The sequence below is a fragment of the Bradyrhizobium semiaridum genome (assembly GCF_020329505.1).
GTDB lineage: Bacteria > Pseudomonadota > Alphaproteobacteria > Rhizobiales > Xanthobacteraceae > Bradyrhizobium > Bradyrhizobium semiaridum.
In genome coordinates this window covers 205157-222642 of sequence record NZ_JAGKJJ010000003.1, presented here as the reverse complement: position 1 = coordinate 222642, position 17486 = coordinate 205157, and the positions used below count along the sequence as shown (strand labels likewise).

14 protein-coding genes and 1 pseudogene are annotated in these 17486 nt (G+C 66.3%); 8 read left to right on the top strand and 7 right to left on the bottom strand.

The window, feature by feature from the left end:
• Positions 1-200: 200 nt before the first annotated feature.
• The 4 genes from J6500_RS05705 to J6500_RS05690 are packed head-to-tail and all read right to left on the bottom strand — an operon-like array spanning position 201 to position 4900.
• Positions 201-914, bottom strand: a complete 714-nt coding sequence (locus tag J6500_RS05705; protein ID WP_225711692.1) for an ABC transporter ATP-binding protein — start codon at positions 912-914, stop codon at positions 201-203.
• A complete protein-coding gene (locus J6500_RS05700) occupies positions 911-2680 on the bottom strand; it encodes a branched-chain amino acid ABC transporter ATP-binding protein/permease (RefSeq protein ID WP_225711691.1) in 1770 nt (589 codons plus the stop codon). The genes J6500_RS05705 and J6500_RS05700 overlap by 4 nt, the downstream gene beginning before the upstream one ends.
• Positions 2677-3720, bottom strand: a complete 1044-nt coding sequence (locus tag J6500_RS05695; protein WP_225711690.1) for a branched-chain amino acid ABC transporter permease — start codon at positions 3718-3720, stop codon at positions 2677-2679. Before J6500_RS05695 ends, J6500_RS05700 begins: the two co-directional genes overlap by 4 nt.
• A gap of 31 nt (positions 3721-3751) precedes the next feature.
• Positions 3752-4900 carry an ABC transporter substrate-binding protein gene (locus tag J6500_RS05690; protein ID WP_225711689.1) on the bottom strand — a complete coding sequence of 383 codons (1149 nt, stop codon included), beginning with the start codon at positions 4898-4900 and terminating at the stop codon, positions 3752-3754.
• An 81-nt stretch (positions 4901-4981) separates the two neighbouring features.
• Between J6500_RS05690 and J6500_RS05685 the strand changes: the two genes are divergently transcribed.
• From J6500_RS05685 to J6500_RS05655, 7 genes are all read left to right on the top strand, one after another.
• Positions 4982-5806 carry an alpha/beta fold hydrolase gene (locus J6500_RS05685; protein ID WP_225711688.1) on the top strand — a complete coding sequence of 275 codons (825 nt, stop codon included), beginning with the start codon at positions 4982-4984 and terminating at the stop codon, positions 5804-5806.
• A 483-nt stretch (positions 5807-6289) separates the two neighbouring features.
• A complete protein-coding gene (locus J6500_RS05680) occupies positions 6290-7090 on the top strand; it encodes an aspartate/glutamate racemase family protein (protein ID WP_225711687.1) in 801 nt (266 codons plus the stop codon).
• A 25-nt stretch (positions 7091-7115) separates the two neighbouring features.
• Positions 7116-7544 (top strand): organic hydroperoxide resistance protein, encoded by a 429-nt coding sequence (locus J6500_RS05675; protein WP_225711686.1) that lies wholly within the window; start codon positions 7116-7118, stop codon positions 7542-7544.
• Between the two features lie 19 nt (positions 7545-7563).
• Positions 7564-8742: a thiolase family protein gene (locus tag J6500_RS05670; protein ID WP_225711685.1), complete on the top strand. Its 1179-nt coding sequence runs from the start codon at positions 7564-7566 to the stop codon at positions 8740-8742.
• Positions 8739-9980 (top strand): SDR family NAD(P)-dependent oxidoreductase, encoded by a 1242-nt coding sequence (locus J6500_RS05665; RefSeq protein WP_225711684.1) that lies wholly within the window; start codon positions 8739-8741, stop codon positions 9978-9980. The genes J6500_RS05670 and J6500_RS05665 overlap by 4 nt, the downstream gene beginning before the upstream one ends.
• Before the next feature lie 33 nt (positions 9981-10013).
• Positions 10014-10796: a cyclase family protein gene (locus J6500_RS05660; protein ID WP_225711683.1), complete on the top strand. Its 783-nt coding sequence runs from the start codon at positions 10014-10016 to the stop codon at positions 10794-10796.
• Between the two features lie 28 nt (positions 10797-10824).
• The gene (locus tag J6500_RS05655) at positions 10825-11979 is read left to right on the top strand and encodes an ABC transporter substrate-binding protein (protein WP_225711682.1); all 1155 of its coding nucleotides are present in this window, start codon (positions 10825-10827) and stop codon (positions 11977-11979) included.
• A gap of 194 nt (positions 11980-12173) precedes the next feature.
• Here the strand turns inward: J6500_RS05655 and J6500_RS05650 are convergent, their stop codons facing one another.
• Positions 12174-13796, bottom strand: a complete 1623-nt coding sequence (locus J6500_RS05650; protein ID WP_225711681.1) for an AMP-binding protein — start codon at positions 13794-13796, stop codon at positions 12174-12176.
• 270 nt (positions 13797-14066) lie between these two features.
• Between J6500_RS05650 and J6500_RS05645 the strand changes: the two genes are divergently transcribed.
• Positions 14067-15608 (top strand): ATP-dependent acyl-CoA ligase, encoded by a 1542-nt coding sequence (locus J6500_RS05645; protein ID WP_249781358.1) that lies wholly within the window; start codon positions 14067-14069, stop codon positions 15606-15608.
• Between the two features lie 109 nt (positions 15609-15717).
• Here the strand turns inward: J6500_RS05645 and pyk are convergent, their stop codons facing one another.
• Together pyk and J6500_RS05635 are read right to left on the bottom strand one after the other, a co-directional pair.
• Positions 15718-17133, bottom strand: a complete 1416-nt coding sequence (gene pyk, locus J6500_RS05640; RefSeq protein ID WP_225711679.1) for a pyruvate kinase — start codon at positions 17131-17133, stop codon at positions 15718-15720.
• An 8-nt stretch (positions 17134-17141) separates the two neighbouring features.
• Positions 17142-17473 (bottom strand): annotated as a pseudogene (locus J6500_RS05635) (MOFRL family protein).
• Positions 17474-17486: the final 13 nt, after the last annotated feature.

The window sequence follows — 17486 nt, the reverse complement described above, 5'->3', positions numbered from 1 at the left end:
GCCCGGAACCCGGAACGACCGGATTTAATTTTAGACCTCAAACAAAAATGGTGTCAATCGGGCTCGCGGCGTTCGCCGAAGCAAAACACCGCGCATTCCATTTCCTGCGTCTTGAAAGCGCTTTTCGCCTCGCGTGAGCACTGCAGACCTCGGCCCGATGTCTCCAATAATATTTCAATTATGAACCATTATCGCTTCGGTCAATGGCCGCCGAGATAGGCGGCGATCAGCTTCGGATCGTGGATCAGGGTTTCCGCCGGGCCGGACTGGATGATCTCGCCGGTTTCCAGCACGTAGCCGTAGTCCGCGGTCTCGAGCGCGGCGCGGGCGTTCTGCTCGACCAGCAGGACCGAGACGCCGAGGCTGCGCAGCGAGCCGATGGTGCGGAAGATTTCGCGCACGATCAGCGGTGCGAGGCCGAGGCTGGGTTCGTCGAGCACCAGCAGCTTCGGCTTTGCCATCAGCGCGCGGCCGAGCGCCAGCATCTGCCGCTCGCCGCCCGACAGCGTGCCGGCCGCCTGCTTGCTGCGCTCCCTCAACCGCGGAAAGCGGTCGAACACGTCGTCGAGGCTTTTGCGTGTCGTCGAGCGGTCGCGCAGGCTGTAGGTGCCGAGCAAGAGATTGTCGGCGACCGTCATGTCGGCGAACAGCTCGCGCTTCTCGGGCACGAGGCAGAGTCCGCGCTCGACGCGTCCCTCGACGTCGAGCTTAGCAAGATCGCTGCCCTGAAAGATCATCCGGCCCGTCGATCGCAGCAGGCCGATCGCCGCCATCAGCAGGGTGGTCTTGCCGGCGCCGTTCGGGCCGATCACGGTCACGATCTGGCCTTGCTCGACCGACAGCGAAACGTTGCGCACGGCCTCGACCTTGCCGTAGGCGACCGACACGTTCTCGATCGAGAGCATTTGCGTCACGCGACACCCCCGAGATAAGCCTCTTGCACCCGGGCATCGCTGCGGATCGCCGCCGGCCCGCCTTCGCAGAGTTTCGAGCCGAAATCGAGCACGACGATGCGGTCGACCAGCGACATCACGAATTCCATGTCGTGCTCGACCAGCAGGATAGTCAGATGGTCCGCGCGCAACGACCGCAGCAACTCGGCGAGCTTCAGCTTCTCCTGGCGGCGCAGCCCGGCCGCCGGCTCATCGAGCACGAGCAGCGTCGGATCGGCGGCGAGCGCGCGGGCGATTTCGAGCACGCGCTGATTGCCAAGCGGCAGATTGCCGGCGAGCTCGAACGGCTTCTCGCCGAGCCCGACCCGCTCGAGCTGCCGCAGGGCCTCGTAGCGCGCGCTGGCTTCCTCCGCCTGGTTCAGGTTCAGGGCGCCGGCAAGCAGGCCTGTCCTGGTGCGCGAATAGGTGCCGAGCAGCACATTGTCGAGCAGCGTCATGCGCGGGCGCAGCTTCACGTGCTGGAAGGTGCGGGAAATGCCGGAGCGGGCGATGCGGAACTGCGGATCATGGGTGATCGACCGTCCGGCGAATTTGATCTCGCCGCTGTTGGCGCGCAGCGCGCCGGTGAGCAGGTTGAACATCGTGGTCTTGCCGGCGCCGTTCGGCCCGATCAGGCCGAGGATCTCGCCGGACCGCACCTCGAAGCTGACATTGTTGACGGCGACGAGCCCGCCGAAGCGCCGCTGCGCGCTGCTGACCTTGAGCAGCGGCGTGCCGGGCGCCGGCTGCTCGCGGCGCGGCAGCGGAGCGGCCGGCTCCGGACGGGACGATTTCAGATCCGGCAAGAAGCCCGCGACGAATGGGACGATGCCTTGCCGCGCCCGCTGCAGGAACAGGATGAACAGCGCCGAGAAGGCGACGATCTCGAGCTGGCCGGAGGCACCCTTGGCGATCAGCGGAAGGTAGTCCTGCACGGAATTCTTCAGCAGCGTGACGATCGCAGCGCCCACCACGCCGCCCAGCACGCTGCCGGCGCCGCCGACCATCGCCATCATCAGATATTCGATGCCCATGCTGGCGTCGAACGGCCCGGGGCTGACGAAGCGGCCGAGATGGGCGTAGAGCCAGCCGGACAGTGCGCCGAAGAAGGCGGCGATGACGAAGGTCAGAAGCCTGATCTGGAACGCGCTGATGCCGAGGCTTTCGACCAGCGTATTGCCGCCGCGCAGCGCGCGCATCGCGCGGCCGACGCGGGAGTCCAGGAGGTTGTAGCAGACCAGCAGGACGGCGCCGACGATGGCCCAGATCAGGAAATAGATCTGCCAGCTCTCGGCCAAGGCGACCGGGCCGATCGAGATCGGTGGAATGCCGGAGATGCCGTTGTGTTCGCCGAGCCCCTCGATATTGCCGAAGAGGAACGCGATCGCGAGGCCCCAGGCGACCGTGCTCAGCGACAGAAAGTGTCCCTGCAGACGCAGCGTGACGAAGCCGAGGATCGCCGCAATGCTGCAGGTCAGGGCGACGGCCAGCACCAGCCCGAGCCACGGCGAATAGCCGTTCAGGGCCGTCACCCATGCGGTGGAATAGGCGGCGACACCGACGAAGGCGGCCTGGCCGAACGACACGATGCCGCCGACGCCGGTCAGCAGCGCGAGCCCGATCGCCGCAAGCGCGTAGATGCCGATATAGTTCAGCAAGGTGATGCTGAACGGATTGAGCACGAACGGCGCGGCGATGAAACAGGCGACCACCGCGGCAACGATCAGGCGGAGCTGCGGCCGGGTCATTCCTCGACTTCCTCTTCGGAGTGCTGCGAGGCGAGCGAACGCCAGAGCAGGACAGGGATCAGCAGCGAGAACACGATGACGTCCTTCAGCGTGCTGCTCTGGAACGAGGCGAAGCTCTCGAGCAGGCCGACGCCGAACGCGCCGAGCGCCGCCCCGGGATAGCTGGTCATGCCGCCGATGATGGCGCCGACAAAAGCCTTCAGGCCGAGCAGGAAGCCGGAGTCGTAGAAGATCGTGTTGACCGGCGCGATCAGGATGCCGGACACGCCGGCCATCAGCGATCCCAAGAGATAGGCGATGATGCCGGCGCGCGCCGGCCGGATTCCCATCAGCCTGGCGCCGGTCCGGTTGAAGGCCGTCGCGCGCAGCGCCTTGCCGAGCAGGGTGAAATCGAAGAACAGGAACAGCAATCCGCTGAATACCAGCGCGGCGACCAGGATCAGCACGGTCTGCCCGGGCACGTGAACGCCGGCGATCTCCATCGCGAGCGAGGTCAGCGGCTCGGTGCGGACGCCTTCGGGGCCGAAGAACAACAGGCCTAGACCAACAAGCGCGAAGTGGAGCGCGACCGAGACGGTGAGCAGCAGCAACACCGATGCGTCGGCGATCGGCCGGAACACGATCCGGTCGAGCAGGGGGGCGACCGGCAGGATCAGCAGCAGCGCCAGCACGATCCTGACCGGCATCGGCGGATAGAGGCGCATCGCCAGCCAGACGATCCCGACCGCGATCAACGGAAGCACGAGATAGCCGAGCACGGCTTTCGGCACCGCGCGGAGCTCGCCGGCTCGCGCCAGTGTGCTCACCTCCATCGCACAGGCCATGCAGGCGAGCACGACGACCAGCCCGACCGTTCCAGGAAGCTGCCTGGCATCGAGCGCCGCCAATGTCAGCGCGGTGAACGCCGCGATATCGCCGAACGGAATGAAGATCACCCGCGTGACGGTGAAGATCAGCACGGTTCCGATCGCGACCAGGGCGTAGACTGCCCCGGTCGCAATGCCGTCGATCGCAAGGATTGCCGCGATGTCTGCCGTCATGCCGTCAGCCGTCCTTCGCTATGCTTGCCGCTCACGGCTGGTAGGTCCAGGCGCCATTGATGAGGCGGACGATCACCAGCGAGCGCTCGTCCACGCCGTGATAGGCGCCGGCCTTGAAGTTATAGACCGCGTGCACGCCGGCGAGTTCCTTGGTGCTGAGGATCTCGTCACGCAGCGCCTTGCGGAATTCGGCGGTGCCGGGCTTCGCCGCCTTCAGCGCGCGCGCCGCGGCCGACGTGAAGATCATCCAGCCGTCGAAGGAATAGGCCGAGAAGACGTCGGTCGTCGGGGCATTGTTGGCCTTCTGGTAGGCCGCGCGGAATTCCAGCGCGAGCTTCTTGGCGAAATGGTCGTCCGGAAGCTGATCGGCGACGATGACCGGACCGGTCGAGACCTGGATGCCTTCGGCTGACTTGCCGCCGACGCGCACGAAATCCGGATTGATCAGCGCGACGGTGCCGTAGGTCTTGCCTTTAAACCCGCGCTCGCCGAGTGCCAGCAGCGGCAGCGCGCCCTGCGTGCCGGAGCCGCCGATCAGCACCGCGTCGGGACGCGCCGCGAGAACTTTCAGGATCTGGCCGGTGACCGAGGTATCGACGCGGGCGTAGCGCTCGTTGGTCAGCACCTTGATGCCGTCTTCGGCCTCAGCCGCCTTGGCGCCGTTGTACACGAGATCGCCCCAGGCGTCGGAGAAGCCGATATAGCCGATGTTCTTCATCGCGTCGCGCTTCATGCGGTCGGCGACGACCTTGACCAGCAGCGAGGCCGGTTGTGGCACGGAGACGCCCCATTGATCGGCCGGGTTCGGCTGGCCGGTGACCGGCGAGACGGCGATCATCGGCACCTTCAATTCGGTCGCGACCGCCATCATGGCGATGGTCGACGGGGCGGTCGCGGTGCCGATCAACAGATCGACCTTTTCTTCCTCGATCAGCTTGCGCGCGGCGCGCGTTGCCGCGGAGGGATCGGAGCCGTCGTCAAGCTGGATCAGCTTGATCTTCTCGCCATTGACCTCGTTCTTGTATTCGATCGCGGCCTGGATGCCCTTCCCATAGGGGATGCCGATCGAGGAGCCGGGGCCGCTGAGCGAGGTCACAAAGCCGACCGTGATATCGGCCTGTGCGGTCGATGCCGCGACGAGGCTTGCGACGAGTGCAGTCAAACTCAAGATCTTGCGCATTGAGTTCCCCATGGTTGAAAACAGCCGCTAGCTCTGCGACATGTCAGAAAGGATCGACATCGGATCGGAAGGAGGCGCGGGATGAGCGCGAGCAAGGCCGGCTTTGCCGTCGAACGCCGCTTCGTCGCGACGCATCTTGGCCGCATTCATCTGGCCATGGCGGGAGCAGGCTTCCCGGTCCTGCTGCTGCACCAGACGCCGCGTTCGTGGGACGAGTATCGCGACGTGCTGCCGCTGCTCGGCCGCGATTTCCGCGCCATCGCGATGGACACGCTCGGCTTTGGCGATTCCGACCGGCCCGCGGACGCGCCTTCCATCGAATTGTGGGCGCAGGGCGCGCTCGCGGCCCTCGATGCACTGGAAGTACCGCGTGCTGCGATCGTCGGCCACCACACCGGCGCCGCGATCGCGGTCGAGATCGCAGCGTCGGCGCCTCAGCGAGTCAGCGCGCTGGTGCTCTCGGCCTGTCCGTTCGTCGATGCCGCGCGACGCGCCAGGCACGAGGCCATGCGAGTCATCGACGATGTCGCGGCGCGAAGCGACGGCGCCCATCTCACCGAGTTGTGGGCGCGCCGGCAGCCGTTCTATCCGGCCGGTGATACCGACTTGCTGCATCGCTTCATGATCGACGCGTTGCGGGCCGGGGAGATGGCGGCGGAAGGCCACCGCGTGGTGAACCGCTATCGGATGGAGGATCGTCTGGGGCTCATCAAATGCCCCACGCTGGTCATAGCCCCAACCGACGATCCTCACGCTCATCCGGCAGCTCCTAAGGTTGCTGGAGCCATCGGCGGCAGTGTCCTGCGCGAGCTCTCAGGAGGCATGGTGCCGCTGCCCGATCAGATGCCGGAGGTGTTTTCCGAGCTGGTGCGCGATTTCGTGACTGTCAGCGCCGAACGGTCCTGAGACGCCGCGGCCGATCGCGACGAATGCGAAACCGCCCGTCGCACCTGCTGTTCCGAGCTCGATGATCTCAGCCACGATCGAGGAACCTTCATCCGCGCAACAATTGGCGTTGCGCGCCCGCCAGGGTCGATGCCTGTCAATTGTTTAAAGCCTAAAGTATCTCTCGACGGCAGGTCAATACGTCAAGTTTGCGGTTCGGGGAAAAGTTTGCGGTGGGGCGCAGGGTAGCAGAGCCTGCATTCGCCGCTGCAAAATCGACGGGCGCGCGCTGCCTGTCGTTGCGGCAGATCGTTTCCATCGTGTGCGGCGTGCGCCGTCGCGCCGTTCAATTGACGTCAAAATTGTTTTGTGCTTGAAATATTTCGGTCGATGCGAACGCCGTCCTTGCTGCGGTGCGTTCGTAGCGACAGGCTCGCGTGTGTCGTCAGCCCAGTTTCAGCGGTTCGAGGATCGGCACGATCGCCTGTGAACAGGATATCCGCTGTGCGCATCTTCTGGCAGAGCTTCGTCGACCGGATCACCAGCGCGCCCTATACGGCGCGGCTCGCCGCTTACCTCAACGAGATCGCCGCACCCGGCACCAGCGTTCATGTCGAGGGCATCACGCCCGCCGATCGCGACTTCGGCCGCTTGAGCGAGTTTCGTTGCGCGATCCAGGCCGTCGATAACGGTCTCGCGGCGCAGGAGCGCGGCTTCGACGCGTATGTCATGGGCCATTTCCAGGATCCGGGATTGTACGAGCTGCGCTCGGCGCTGACGATACCGGTGACCGGCGTCGGCGAGGCGACGCTGCTCGCGGCCTCGCAGCTCGGACGCCGCCTCGGCCTCGTGACGCTCGATCAGGCCTTTGAGGTCTGGCATTACGAGCAGGCCGATCGTTACGGCCTTTCCGGCCGCGTGGTGCACGTCACTGGCATGGGATGCAGGCCCGAGGATTTCAGCGCCGCGTTCGCCGGCGATGCCGAGACAAAGGCGCGCATGCTGCGCGATTTTGCGGCCTGCGCGCGGCCGCTGCTCGAGCGCGGCGCCGATGTCATCATCCCGGCAGGCGTGCTGCCGGGCCTGCTGATCGCGAGCGAGCACGGCTTCAAGATCGGGCATGCGCCGGTGGTCAACTGCGCCGCGGTCGCGCTGAAGAGCGCCGAGATGTGGGTACAGTTGCAGCGTCTCAACGGCACCGAGCCGAGCCGCGGGCCGAGCTTCGCGCTGGCCAATGAGCGGGCCCGTCAGGATTTTCGCGCGCTGGCCGCGCGTATGCCAATCGACGAGCCCAAGATACGTTGAGAAACAAGAAACGCCGAGGACATCCATGCAGCAGCCGGACAAGATTCTGTATGAAGCCGAAGTGACCGCAACCGGCGGACGCGACGGCAAGGCTGCAAGCGACGACGGATTGTTGTCGGTCGCGCTATCGCTGCCGACATCGCTTGGGGGTCCCGGCGGGCCGGGCACCAATCCGGAGCAGCTTTTCGCCGCCGGCTATGCGGCGTGCTTTCTCGGCGCGGTGAAGCTGGTCGCACGCACGCGCAAGATCACGCCGTCGGCGGAGCCGACCGTCACCGCCAGGGTCGGCATGGGGCCGGTCGCGGTCGGCTACGCGCTCACGGTCGAGCTCAAGGTGCAGATTCCCGGCGTGGAGCGCGCCATTGCCGAGGAGGTCGTCGCCGGCGCGCATGAGCGTTGCCCTTATTCGAACGCGACGCGCGGCAATATCAATGTCAAGTTGACCGTGCTCTAGGCTGGACCCCGGCACCCCGATGCAGACCTCCATCCGCACACCTTACGACCGTGTCGTGATGGCGGTTCCCGTGACGATCCCCTACGTGCGTTACTCGGTTGAGAGTGCGCAATGGTGGATCGGCCGCGCGCTGAAGGCGCTGGTCGATGGTGCCAAGATCACGCCGCGAGACATCGACGGGTTCTGCGTATCGAGTTTCACCGCCGGGCTCGACAGCGGGATCGGACTCACCCAGCATTTCGGCCTGTGCGTGCGCTGGGTCGACACCATTCCGCTTGGCGGTGCCAGTGCGATCGCCGCGCTGCGGCGCGCGGCGCGGGCGGTGCAGGCGGGCGATGCCAGCATCGTGGCTTGCGTGGCCGGCGACACCAACCATGTCGATTCGTTCCGCGCCACGCTAGAAAATTTTTCGCGGTTCAACCAGGACGCCGTCTATCCCTATGGCGCCGGCGGCGCCAATGCGAGTTTTGCGCTGATCGCGCGCAATTACATGAATACGTTCGGCGCGCGGCGCGAGGATTTCGGCAGGATTGCTGTCGCGCAGCGCGCCAACGCACTGCGCAATCCTAACGCCCTGATGAAGACGCCGCTGAGCATCGAGCAATATATGGCAGCGCGGCCGATTGCCGATCCGATCCACCTGTTCGACTGCGTGATGCCATGCGCCGGCGCGGAAGCGTTTCTGGTGATGAGGGAGGACGTTGCCGCCTCGCTCAATCTGCCGGCGGTGAAGATCCTCTCCACCATCGAGCGCCACAACGCGTTCGGCGACGACCCCGTTCAGGTGCGGGGCGGCTGGGCGATGGACGTTGATGAACTCTACGCGATGGCCGGTGTCAAACCGGATGATCTCGATTTCGTCGAGACCTATGACGACTATCCCGTGATCTCGATGATGCAGTTCGAGGATCTCGGCTTCTGCCGCAAGGGCGAGGGGCCGGACTTCGTGCGGCAGCACGATCTGACGATCGACGGCACGTTCCCGCACAACACTTCCGGCGGCCAATTGTCGGTCGGGCAGGCCGGCGCCGGCGGCGCGTATCTTGGGGTGGTCGAGGCGATGCGGCAGGTGCTTGGCCTTGCCGGGCCGACGCAGGTCAAGGATGCGCGCATCGGCTTGGCGTCGGGCTTTGGCATGATCAATTATGATCGCGGCCTCGCCTCGGGCGCCGCGATTCTTGCGGGGCCCGGCGCATGATCGAGCCGATCGCAAAACCGCGCCGGAAGAATCCGCTGCTGCGGACGCGGCTGCCGACGTCGCCGCCGGCGCCGCGCAGCCGCGCCTCGCATGGATTTACGCGTGCCGCGGCCGAGGGGCGCTTCATGCTGCAGCGCTGCGGTGCCTGCAACGCGTTCTGCTATCCGGCGCGCGATGCATGCCCGGCATGCCTTTCCGCGGATCTGGTGTTTGTCGATGCGCCGCGGCGCGGCATGCTGCTCAGCGAGACCACGCTGCACGTTCCGGCCGACGTGCATTTCCGCGAGCGCGCGCCGTGGCGCGTCGGCCTGGTCGCGATGGAGTGCGGCCCGACGCTGCTGGCGCATCTGCATGCCGATTGCGCCGAAGGGCAGCCGGTCGTGATGTCGTTGCAACTGGACAAGAGCGGGCAGGCGGTGGCCTTCGCGCACCCCGAACGGGAGACCCCGGACATGGCTGACGACAGGCAGTGGCGCGAGATGACCGCCGATCCGAAATTCCGCCGCGTGCTGGTGACGAATGGGCGCAGTGCGGTCGGACAGGAGGCGGTGGCCGCGCTGAAGGCGGCTGGCGCATCGACCGTGTTCGTCGGCATCGCCGAGCCGTGGAAGCCGTTCCGCGGCGAGGACGGCTTGCGGGCGCTGGACGGTGTTCAGATCGTGCCGCTCGATATCGGCGACGAGAAGTCGGTGACCGATCTTGCGGCCGATATCGGCGGCAAGGTCGATATCCTCGTCAACACGACCGAGCACGTCCGCGCCGGCGGGCTGCTCGATCGCCATGGCACCAGCATCCTGCGCGACGAGATCGACCAGAGCTATCTCGGCTTCGTCCATCTGGCGCAGGCGTTCGGGCCGGCGATGCGGATGCGCGGCGCCGACGGGGTCAACAGCGCCGCGGCGTGGGTCAACATCCTGTCGGTCTATGCGCTGGCGAACTGGCCGGTGTTCGGCGCCTATTCGGCGTCGCAGGCCGCCGCGCTCTCGTTGTCGCACAGTTTGCGCGCAGAACTGCGGCCCGGCGGCGTCAAGGTGGCGAACGTGTTCACCGGCCCGCTCGATATCGAATGGTTCCAGACGGTCCCGCCGCCGAAGGTCGCGCCGCGCGCGGTCGCGTCCGCCATCGTGTCGGCGCTGAAGCGCGGGCTGGAGGACGTATTCGTGGGCGATGTCGCCGAGGAGATTCGCCAGCGCCTCGCGGTCAACCCCAAGGCAGTCGAGCGCGAACTGGGCAGATAAGCGAGCTTGCTGAAACAAGAGGGAAGAAGCGCCATGGACAGCAACAGCCTCATGCAATTCGCCGGCGCCGTCGCATCGGGCGCGGTGCGCGTCGTCGACCTGACCTTCACGCTCAGCCCGGATTTTCCGGTCATCGTGCTGCCGCCCGAGTTCGGCCAGGCCGCGCCGGTGCGCATCCAGAAGATCTCGCAATACGACGCCGCAGGCCCGGCCTGGTACTGGAACAATCTCACCTTCGGCGAACACACAGGCACGCATTTCGACGCGCCGATCCATTGGTTCACCGGCAAGGACCTGCCGGACAATTCGGTCGACACGCTGCCGGTCCGCGACATGATCGCGCCGGCCTGCGTGATCGATTGCTCGGCCGAGGCCGCAAAGGATGCGGACTTCCTGCTGTCGATCCCGATCGTCGAGGCCTGGGAGAAGCGCCACGGCAAAATTCCGCCGCGTCACTGGGTGCTGCTGCGCACCGACTGGTCGAAGAAGGGCTGGCGCGACTACGCCAATCTGAAGGACGACGGTGCGCACACGCCCGGGCCCGACGCCGCCGTGATGCGCTGGCTGGTCGAGGAGCGCAACGTCATCGGCTTCGGCACCGAGACGATCGGCACGGACGCCGGCCAGGCCGGTCATCTCGATCCGCCCTATCCGGCGCACCATTTCCTCCACGGCGGCGGGCGCTACGGCCTGCAATGCATGTGCAATCTCGATCAGCTGCCGCCGACCGGCGCGGTGATTTTTGCCGCGCCGCTGAAGATCCAGAACGGCTCCGGCAGTCCGCTGCGCGTGCTGGCGCTCGTAGCGGGGTCCTAAGTCGTTATCTTCCACACCGAGTGAAATCATGAACAAGAAGACTTTGTTGATCGGCGCCGCGCTCTTGCTCGGCGTCATGGCGCCGGCACGCGCGGAAATTCTGGTCGGCTTCGTCACCGGGCTCAGCGGGCCGGTGTCGTCGATCGGCGTGCCCAACGGCAAGGGACTCGCTGCCGGCCAGGCGTATATCGGCGAGGTCGACGGCGAGAAGGTCCGCGTCATCCAGCTCGATGACGGATCGGACCCCGCCGCGTCGACGCGCAATGCGCGCAAGCTGGTGGAGCAGGAGAAGGTCGACTTCCTGATCGGCACGTCAGGTGCGCCGCAGACGCTGGCGATGGCGACCGTTGCCGTCGAAATGAAGGTGCCGATGGTGGCGATCTCGCCGATCGCGCCGCTGCCTGCCGGCGAGGGCGGACCATGGGTGGTGCAGACCCCGCAGCCGACCCCGCTGCTGGTGCAGGGCATCGTCGATCACATGAAGGGCCGCGGCGTGAAGACCGTGGCGTTCGTCGGCTTCTCCGATGCATTCGGCGATCTCATGTACAATTCGCTGGCGCAGAGCGCCGAGAAGGCCGGGATCAAGGTGATCGCCAACGAGCGCTATGCGCGCTCCGACACCTCGGTCACCGCGCAGGTGCTGCGCGCAGTCTCCGCGCGCCCTGATGCGATCATGCTGGGCGGCACCGGAACGCCCGGCGCACTGCCGGTGATCGCGCTCGCCGAGCGCGGCTACAAGGGCCCGCTGTACGGCAATCACGGCATGATCAGCGCCGACTTCCTGCGGCTCGCCGGCAAATCGGCCGAAGGCATCATCTGCCCGACCGGGCCGGTGACCGCGGCCGAGCAGCTTCCCGAGAGCAACCCGATCCGCAAAGTCGCGCTCGCATTCCGCGCCGCCTATGAGAAGGCCAATGGCGAGGCGCCCGCCGATGCGTTCTCGCCTTATGCCTTCGACGGCTGGCTGGTGTTCATGGATGCGGCGAAGCGCGCCAAGGCAACCGGTGCGGCACCGGGCACGCTGGCGTTCCGCAACGCGCTGCGCGAGGCGCTGTTCACGACCAAGGAAGTGGTCGGCACGCACGGCATCTACAGCTACACGCCGGCCGACCGCCACGGCGTCGACGAGCGCGCACGCATCCTGGTGCAGATCGAGAACGGCAAGTACAAGCTGCTGCAATAGATCAGTTGAAGCGGCAGCCATGGAGGCGGTGCGCTCCCTCTCCCCCGTTCTTACGGGGAGAGGGTTGGGATGAGGGGCCGCTTCCGCATATACAGAAATAGCTGAGCTTGCGGAGGCTCCCCCTCACCCGGAACGCATCTGACGATGCGTTCCGACCTCTCGCTGCACGCGGGGAGAGGTGAGACGAAAGCAGCTCAACCCTGGCGCAGCTTAGCCTTGAGCTTGCGCAGGTCGCTCGCGCGGCCTGCGGCTACCGCCGCGGCCGCCAGCGTCTTGATCTCGCCGCGGGCGAGCTTGCGGGTCGATGACAGCGGCAGCTCGTCGACGATGGCGACATAGCCGGGCACCTTGTGATAGGCGAGGCGCTCGGCGCAGGCCGTCACGATCGAGGTGGCGAGCGCCTCGGTGTCATCGGCTTTCGCGTTCGGCACGATGAAGGCAAACACCTCCTCGCCGCGAATGTCGTCAGGCACCGGCGTCACCGCGCAGCCGCCGATGCGCGTATCCATATAGAGCGCGCTCTCGACCTCGAGCACGCCGATATTCTCGCCGCTGCGGCGGACGATGGTCTTCTTGCGATCGAAGAAATACATCAGCCCATCTTCATCCGCGAACACCAGGTCTCCGGTGTGAAACCAGCCGCCTTGCCAGGCCGCTGCGGTGGCGTCCTTGTCCTTCAGATAGCCGCTGAAGAAGCCGGCGCGCGGGTCGTCGCCTTTGGCGCGGACCAGCAGTTCGCCGGGCTTGCCGAGCGCGACATCGGCGCCCTGATCGTCGACGAGACGATGCTCCATGCCCGCGTGCGGCCGACCGACGCAGCGCGCGCCGAAGCCAGCCGGCTCGCGCGCAGTGGTGGTGGCCGCGGCACCTCCGGTCTCGGTCATCGCCCAGGCCTCGACGATCGGGATGCGGTAGCGCTCCTCGAACGTGGCGCGGTGGCGGGCATCGACGCCGGGCGCGAAGGCGAAGCGCACGCGGTGCTGCCGTTCGATCTCGCTCGTCGGCAGTTGCAGCAGGATGGCCGGGATCACGCCGAGACAATGCACGATGGTGGCGCCGCTCTCGGCCACACATTGCCACCAGCGGGTGGCATGGAAGCGGTCGAGCGGCACCACGGCGCCGCCGAGCACCATCATGCCGACCGCGCTGCAGCCGAGCGCGTTCATGTGGAACATCGGCAGCGGCGTCAGGTTGATTTCGCGGTCCGCCTGCAGCTCCGCGACGCCGCCTTGCGCGAGGTACCAGTCGGCGACCTGCAGGAAATAGCGGTTCGACAGCATGCATCCTTTCGGTTTGCCGGTGCTGCCCGAGGTGAACAGCAGCGCGCATTCGTCGTTGAATTCAGGTGTCTGCCTGATGACCTCGCTCCGGCAGAGCGGAATGAGGCCGTCGGTGTCGATCAGGCGGGCGCGGCCGAGCGCGGCATCCCTCGTGAGGTGCATGCGATCCGGTGTCGCCACCAGCAGGTCGGCCTCCGACAGTTCGAGCTGGTAGGACAATTCGTCAGGGCGGACGTCGGGATTGATCGGGACGATCGAAACTCCGAGCGCGTTCAGCGCGAGCCAATGCAGGAAGAAGACCGGACGATTTTCCAGCAGCAAGGCAACGCGCGCGCCGTGTCCATAGCCGGCGGCGGCGTATTCGTTCCGAAGACGATCGACCTCGGCCTTGAACAATCCGTAGGCGTAGCTGAAGCCGTCCGGCGCGTAGGGCAGAGCGGCGGCGGCCGGCGCAAGCAGGAACGGCGCGTCCGGTCGTCTGGCGGCGGTGGCTGCGAAGGCATCGAAGGGCGATCGATATGGAATGTCGCGGCTCATCGCGGGACTAGCTCCTGTTGACGCTCGGCGCCGCCAGATGGGACGGTGCCGGAACCCGCACACGGCACTTGCCGTGGCGGCGGCATTCGTCGATACTTTAAGCCTAAACTATTTCGGTGGCCAGTGTCGATCGCGGCGGATCGGGCACGGCGATCGGTGGAGGTTCGGGTGCACGCAGATGATGGCAGCGCGGTTGGGCAAGGCCCGGGACGGCCGATCTGGCCTCAGGCGCCCGAACGTTTCGCGCCTGCGGACCGGATTCTCTCGACCATGTTGACACGGCAGGCCGCGCAATATGGCGAGCGCACATTGTTCGTGTTCGGCGAGACGCGATGGAGCTATGCCGAGACCGGGGCCATTGCCGCGGCGTCGGCGGCGCGGCTGCTGCGGGCCGGCATTCGCACCGGCGACCGCGTCGCGCTGATGTGTTCGAACCGCCCGGAATTTCTCGAAGTCTATCTCGGCTGCGCCTGGATGGGCGCCGTATGCGTGCCGATCAACACCGCGCTGCGCGGCATCCAGCTCAGCCACGTCCTGCGCAACTCGACGCCGGCCCTGCTGGTCATCGAAGCCGCGCTCACGCCGGCGATTGCGACGCTGGAGCACGACGTTGCGCCGCCGGATCTGATCTGGACGGTCGGAGAGACGGCCGAACCGCTGGCCGCGCGGCAAGACATGGTGCCGCTGCCCGCGCTCGGCGAGGGCGTGGCGCCCGCGCCGCTGCGGCCGGGAGACACCGTGGCCATCCTCTATACGTCGGGCACGACGGGTCCTTCGAAAGGCGTGTGCTGCCCGCAGGCGCAGATGTTCTGGTGGGGCGTCTATTCGGCGCGTGCGCTCGGCATTGTCGAGGGCGACGTGCTGTTCACGACGCTGCCGCTGTTCCACACCAACGCGCTGAATGCATTTTATCAGGCGCTGCTGAATGGCTGCACCTACGTGCTCGAGCCGAAATTCTCCGCTTCCGGATTCTGGGCCGCGGCGCGGCGTCATAATGCGACGGTGGGCTATCTGCTCGGCGCAATGGCCGTGATGCTGCTGGCGCAGCCGCCATCGGCCGACGACGCGGCGCATGGTGTTCGCGTTGCGCTCGGCGGCGGCGTGCCCGGCCAGTTTCACGCGCCATTTCTGGCGCGGTTCGGCGTGCCGTTGCTCGACGGCTACGGCTCGACCGAAACCAATTTCGTGTTTGCAGGCACGATCCCGTCGGATCGTCCCGGCACCATGGGCCATCTCGCCGAGGGCATCGAAGCATGCATCGTCGATGCCGACGATGCGGTGCTGCCCGACGGCGTCGCCGGTGAGTTGCTGCTGCGTGCATGCGAGCCCTTTGCATTTGCCACCGGCTATTTCGGGATGGCGGACAAGACAGTCGAAGCCTGGCGGAATCTCTGGTTCCACACCGGTGACCGCGTCGTGCGCGACGCCGACGGACACTACCGCTTCATCGACCGGATGAAGGATTCGATCCGCCGGCGTGGCGAGAACGTGTCGTCCTGGGAGGTCGAGCAGGTGCTGCTGACGCATCCGGCGATCGCCGCTTGCGCCGTCTATCCGCTGCCGTCCGAACTCGGCGAGGATGAAGTCGCCGTTGCGATCCAGCTCGAGGGCAGCCATGTGCTCGATGCCGCCGACGTGGTCAGGCATTGCGAGGGGCGGATGGCCCATTTTGCCATTCCCCGCTTTGTCCGGATCGTCGGCCAGATGCCGCTCACCGAAAACGGCAAGATCCGCAAGGTGGCGCTGCGCGACGCTGGCAAGACTCCCGACACCTGGGATCGCGAGGCCGCGGGGTACAGGCTGCGCCGCTAAAGCGCGATGAGATCTGGTTGGATCGTCATCGCGCTTTAGCTCTTGTTTGAGCATGATCTTTTCGGAAAACCGATTCGCACTTTTCCGGATCATGCTTTAGCGCAGACCATCATGGCAGCGAAACGACGCGCAGGTTATTGGTCGTTCCTGCCTGCGCGAAGGGGATACCGGCGACGACAACCAGGAGATCGCGGCTCGATGCGAATTGCTCGGCGAGCGCGAATGTGGTCGCGCGCTCGACCATCTCCTCATAGCTCCGGACATCCTCGGACAGCACGCTGTGCGCGCCCCACAGCAGGCACAGGCGGCGAGACACCTCGCGGCTCGGCGTGATAGCGAGGATCGGCAGGCTCGGCCGCTTGCGCGCCACGCGCGCCGCGGTGGTCCCGCTCGACGTATAGGCCACGATGGCCGCGGCGTGGACGACGGAGGCGAGGTCGGCCGCCGCAGTGGCGACGGCGTGCGGCGGTGTCTGCTCTTCGCCGGGCTGGGTCGCCTCGACGATCGAGCGATACATCTTGTGCTGCTCCGTGCTGCGGATGATGCGGTCCATCATCTCGACCGCCTCGCAGGGATAGCGGCCGGTCGCCGACTCCGCCGACAGCATCACCGCATCGGCGCCGTCATAGATCGCGGTCGCGACGTCGGAGACCTCCGCGCGGGTCGGCGTCGGCGCCGCGACCATGGAATCCAGCATCTGTGTCGCCACGATCACGGGCTTCACCGCGAGCCGGCAGGCCCGCACCAGCTCCTTCTGCCGGCCCGGCACGTCCTCGTGGGGAATTTCGACGCCGAGATCGCCGCGCGCAACCATGATGGCATCGCAGAGTTGAATGATATCGTCGATCCGCTCGAGCGCCGCCGGCTTCTCGATCTTGGCCATCAGCCCGGCACGGTCGCCGATCAGGCTCCGCGCCTCGATGATATCGGACGGTTTCTGGACGAAGGACAGCGCGACCCAGTCGACGCCGAGCTTCAGACCGAAATCGAGGTCCTCGCGGTCCTTCGCGGTGAGCGGTGAAAGGTCGAGCACCGTCCCCGGCAGATTGACTCCCTTGTGGTTCGAGATCGCGCCGCCGACGATCACCTTGGCCTCGATGAAATCGTCGCCAAGCCCGGTGACGCGAACGCGGACCCTGCCGTCGTCGATCAGGAGATCATGGCCGGGCGCCACCGCCGCAAAGATCTCCCGGTGCGGCAGCGGGATGGCCGAGCGGTCGCCGTCCGATCCCGACAGCACGAACCGAATGGTCTCGCCGGCCTCGACGGCGATCTTGCCATTGCGCAAGGTGCCGACGCGGATCTTCGGTCCCTGCAGATCCATCAGGATGCCGATCGGACGGCCGACATCCTGTTCCAGTTTCCGGATCGCCGCATGCACCTTGGCGTGATCGCCCTGCGTTCCGTGACTGAAGTTGAGGCGGAAGGTGTCGACGCCCGCCAGCAGCAGCGCCTTCAGCATCTCCGGAGAATTGGTCGCGGGGCCGACGGTGGCAACGATCTTGGCTCGTCGATGTCGACGCATGGATCACCTCATTTTGTCTTTGGCGGGCCGCCTGCGATCAACACGGCACGAATGTCGTTGATATTCGTCAGCGTCGGCCCGGTGCGCACGAGATCGCCAAGGTAATCGAAGAATGTGTAGCTATCATGGGCCATCAGGGCTGCGCGCGCGTCAAGACCTTCGCGGCGGCGCGGGTGAGCGTATCCGGACCAATCAAAGCACCAGCCGCGTCTTCCGTTCCATCGATGCCGTCGCTGTCTCCCGCGATCGCCCAGATACCCGGCGCGCCTGACAGCGGCAAGCCCCAGCAGGAACTCGGTGTTTCGGCCGCCGCGGCCGCCGGCCCGCGGCCGATCGTCACCGTCGTCTCGCGG

Bases quoted from the DNA above. Each gene is read 5' to 3' on its own strand.
- J6500_RS05645 (WP_249781358.1), top strand. From the start codon at position 14,067: ATGTTGACACGGCAGGCCGCGCAATATGGCGAGCGCACATTGTTCGTG.
- pyk (WP_225711679.1), bottom strand. From the start codon at position 17,133: ATGCGTCGACATCGACGAGCCAAGATCGTTGCCACCGTCGGCCCCGCG.
- J6500_RS05690 (WP_225711689.1), bottom strand. From the start codon at position 4,900: ATGCGCAAGATCTTGAGTTTGACTGCACTCGTCGCAAGCCTCGTCGCG.
- J6500_RS05700 (WP_225711691.1), bottom strand. From the start codon at position 2,680: ATGACCCGGCCGCAGCTCCGCCTGATCGTTGCCGCGGTGGTCGCCTGT.
- J6500_RS05665 (WP_225711684.1), top strand. From the start codon at position 8,739: ATGATCGAGCCGATCGCAAAACCGCGCCGGAAGAATCCGCTGCTGCGG.
- J6500_RS05670 (WP_225711685.1), top strand. From the start codon at position 7,564: ATGCAGACCTCCATCCGCACACCTTACGACCGTGTCGTGATGGCGGTT.
- J6500_RS05655 (WP_225711682.1), top strand. From the start codon at position 10,825: ATGAACAAGAAGACTTTGTTGATCGGCGCCGCGCTCTTGCTCGGCGTC.
- J6500_RS05685 (WP_225711688.1), top strand. From the start codon at position 4,982: ATGAGCGCGAGCAAGGCCGGCTTTGCCGTCGAACGCCGCTTCGTCGCG.
- J6500_RS05650 (WP_225711681.1), bottom strand. From the start codon at position 13,796: ATGAGCCGCGACATTCCATATCGATCGCCCTTCGATGCCTTCGCAGCC.
- J6500_RS05695 (WP_225711690.1), bottom strand. From the start codon at position 3,720: ATGACGGCAGACATCGCGGCAATCCTTGCGATCGACGGCATTGCGACC.
- J6500_RS05675 (WP_225711686.1), top strand. From the start codon at position 7,116: ATGCAGCAGCCGGACAAGATTCTGTATGAAGCCGAAGTGACCGCAACC.
- J6500_RS05660 (WP_225711683.1), top strand. From the start codon at position 10,014: ATGGACAGCAACAGCCTCATGCAATTCGCCGGCGCCGTCGCATCGGGC.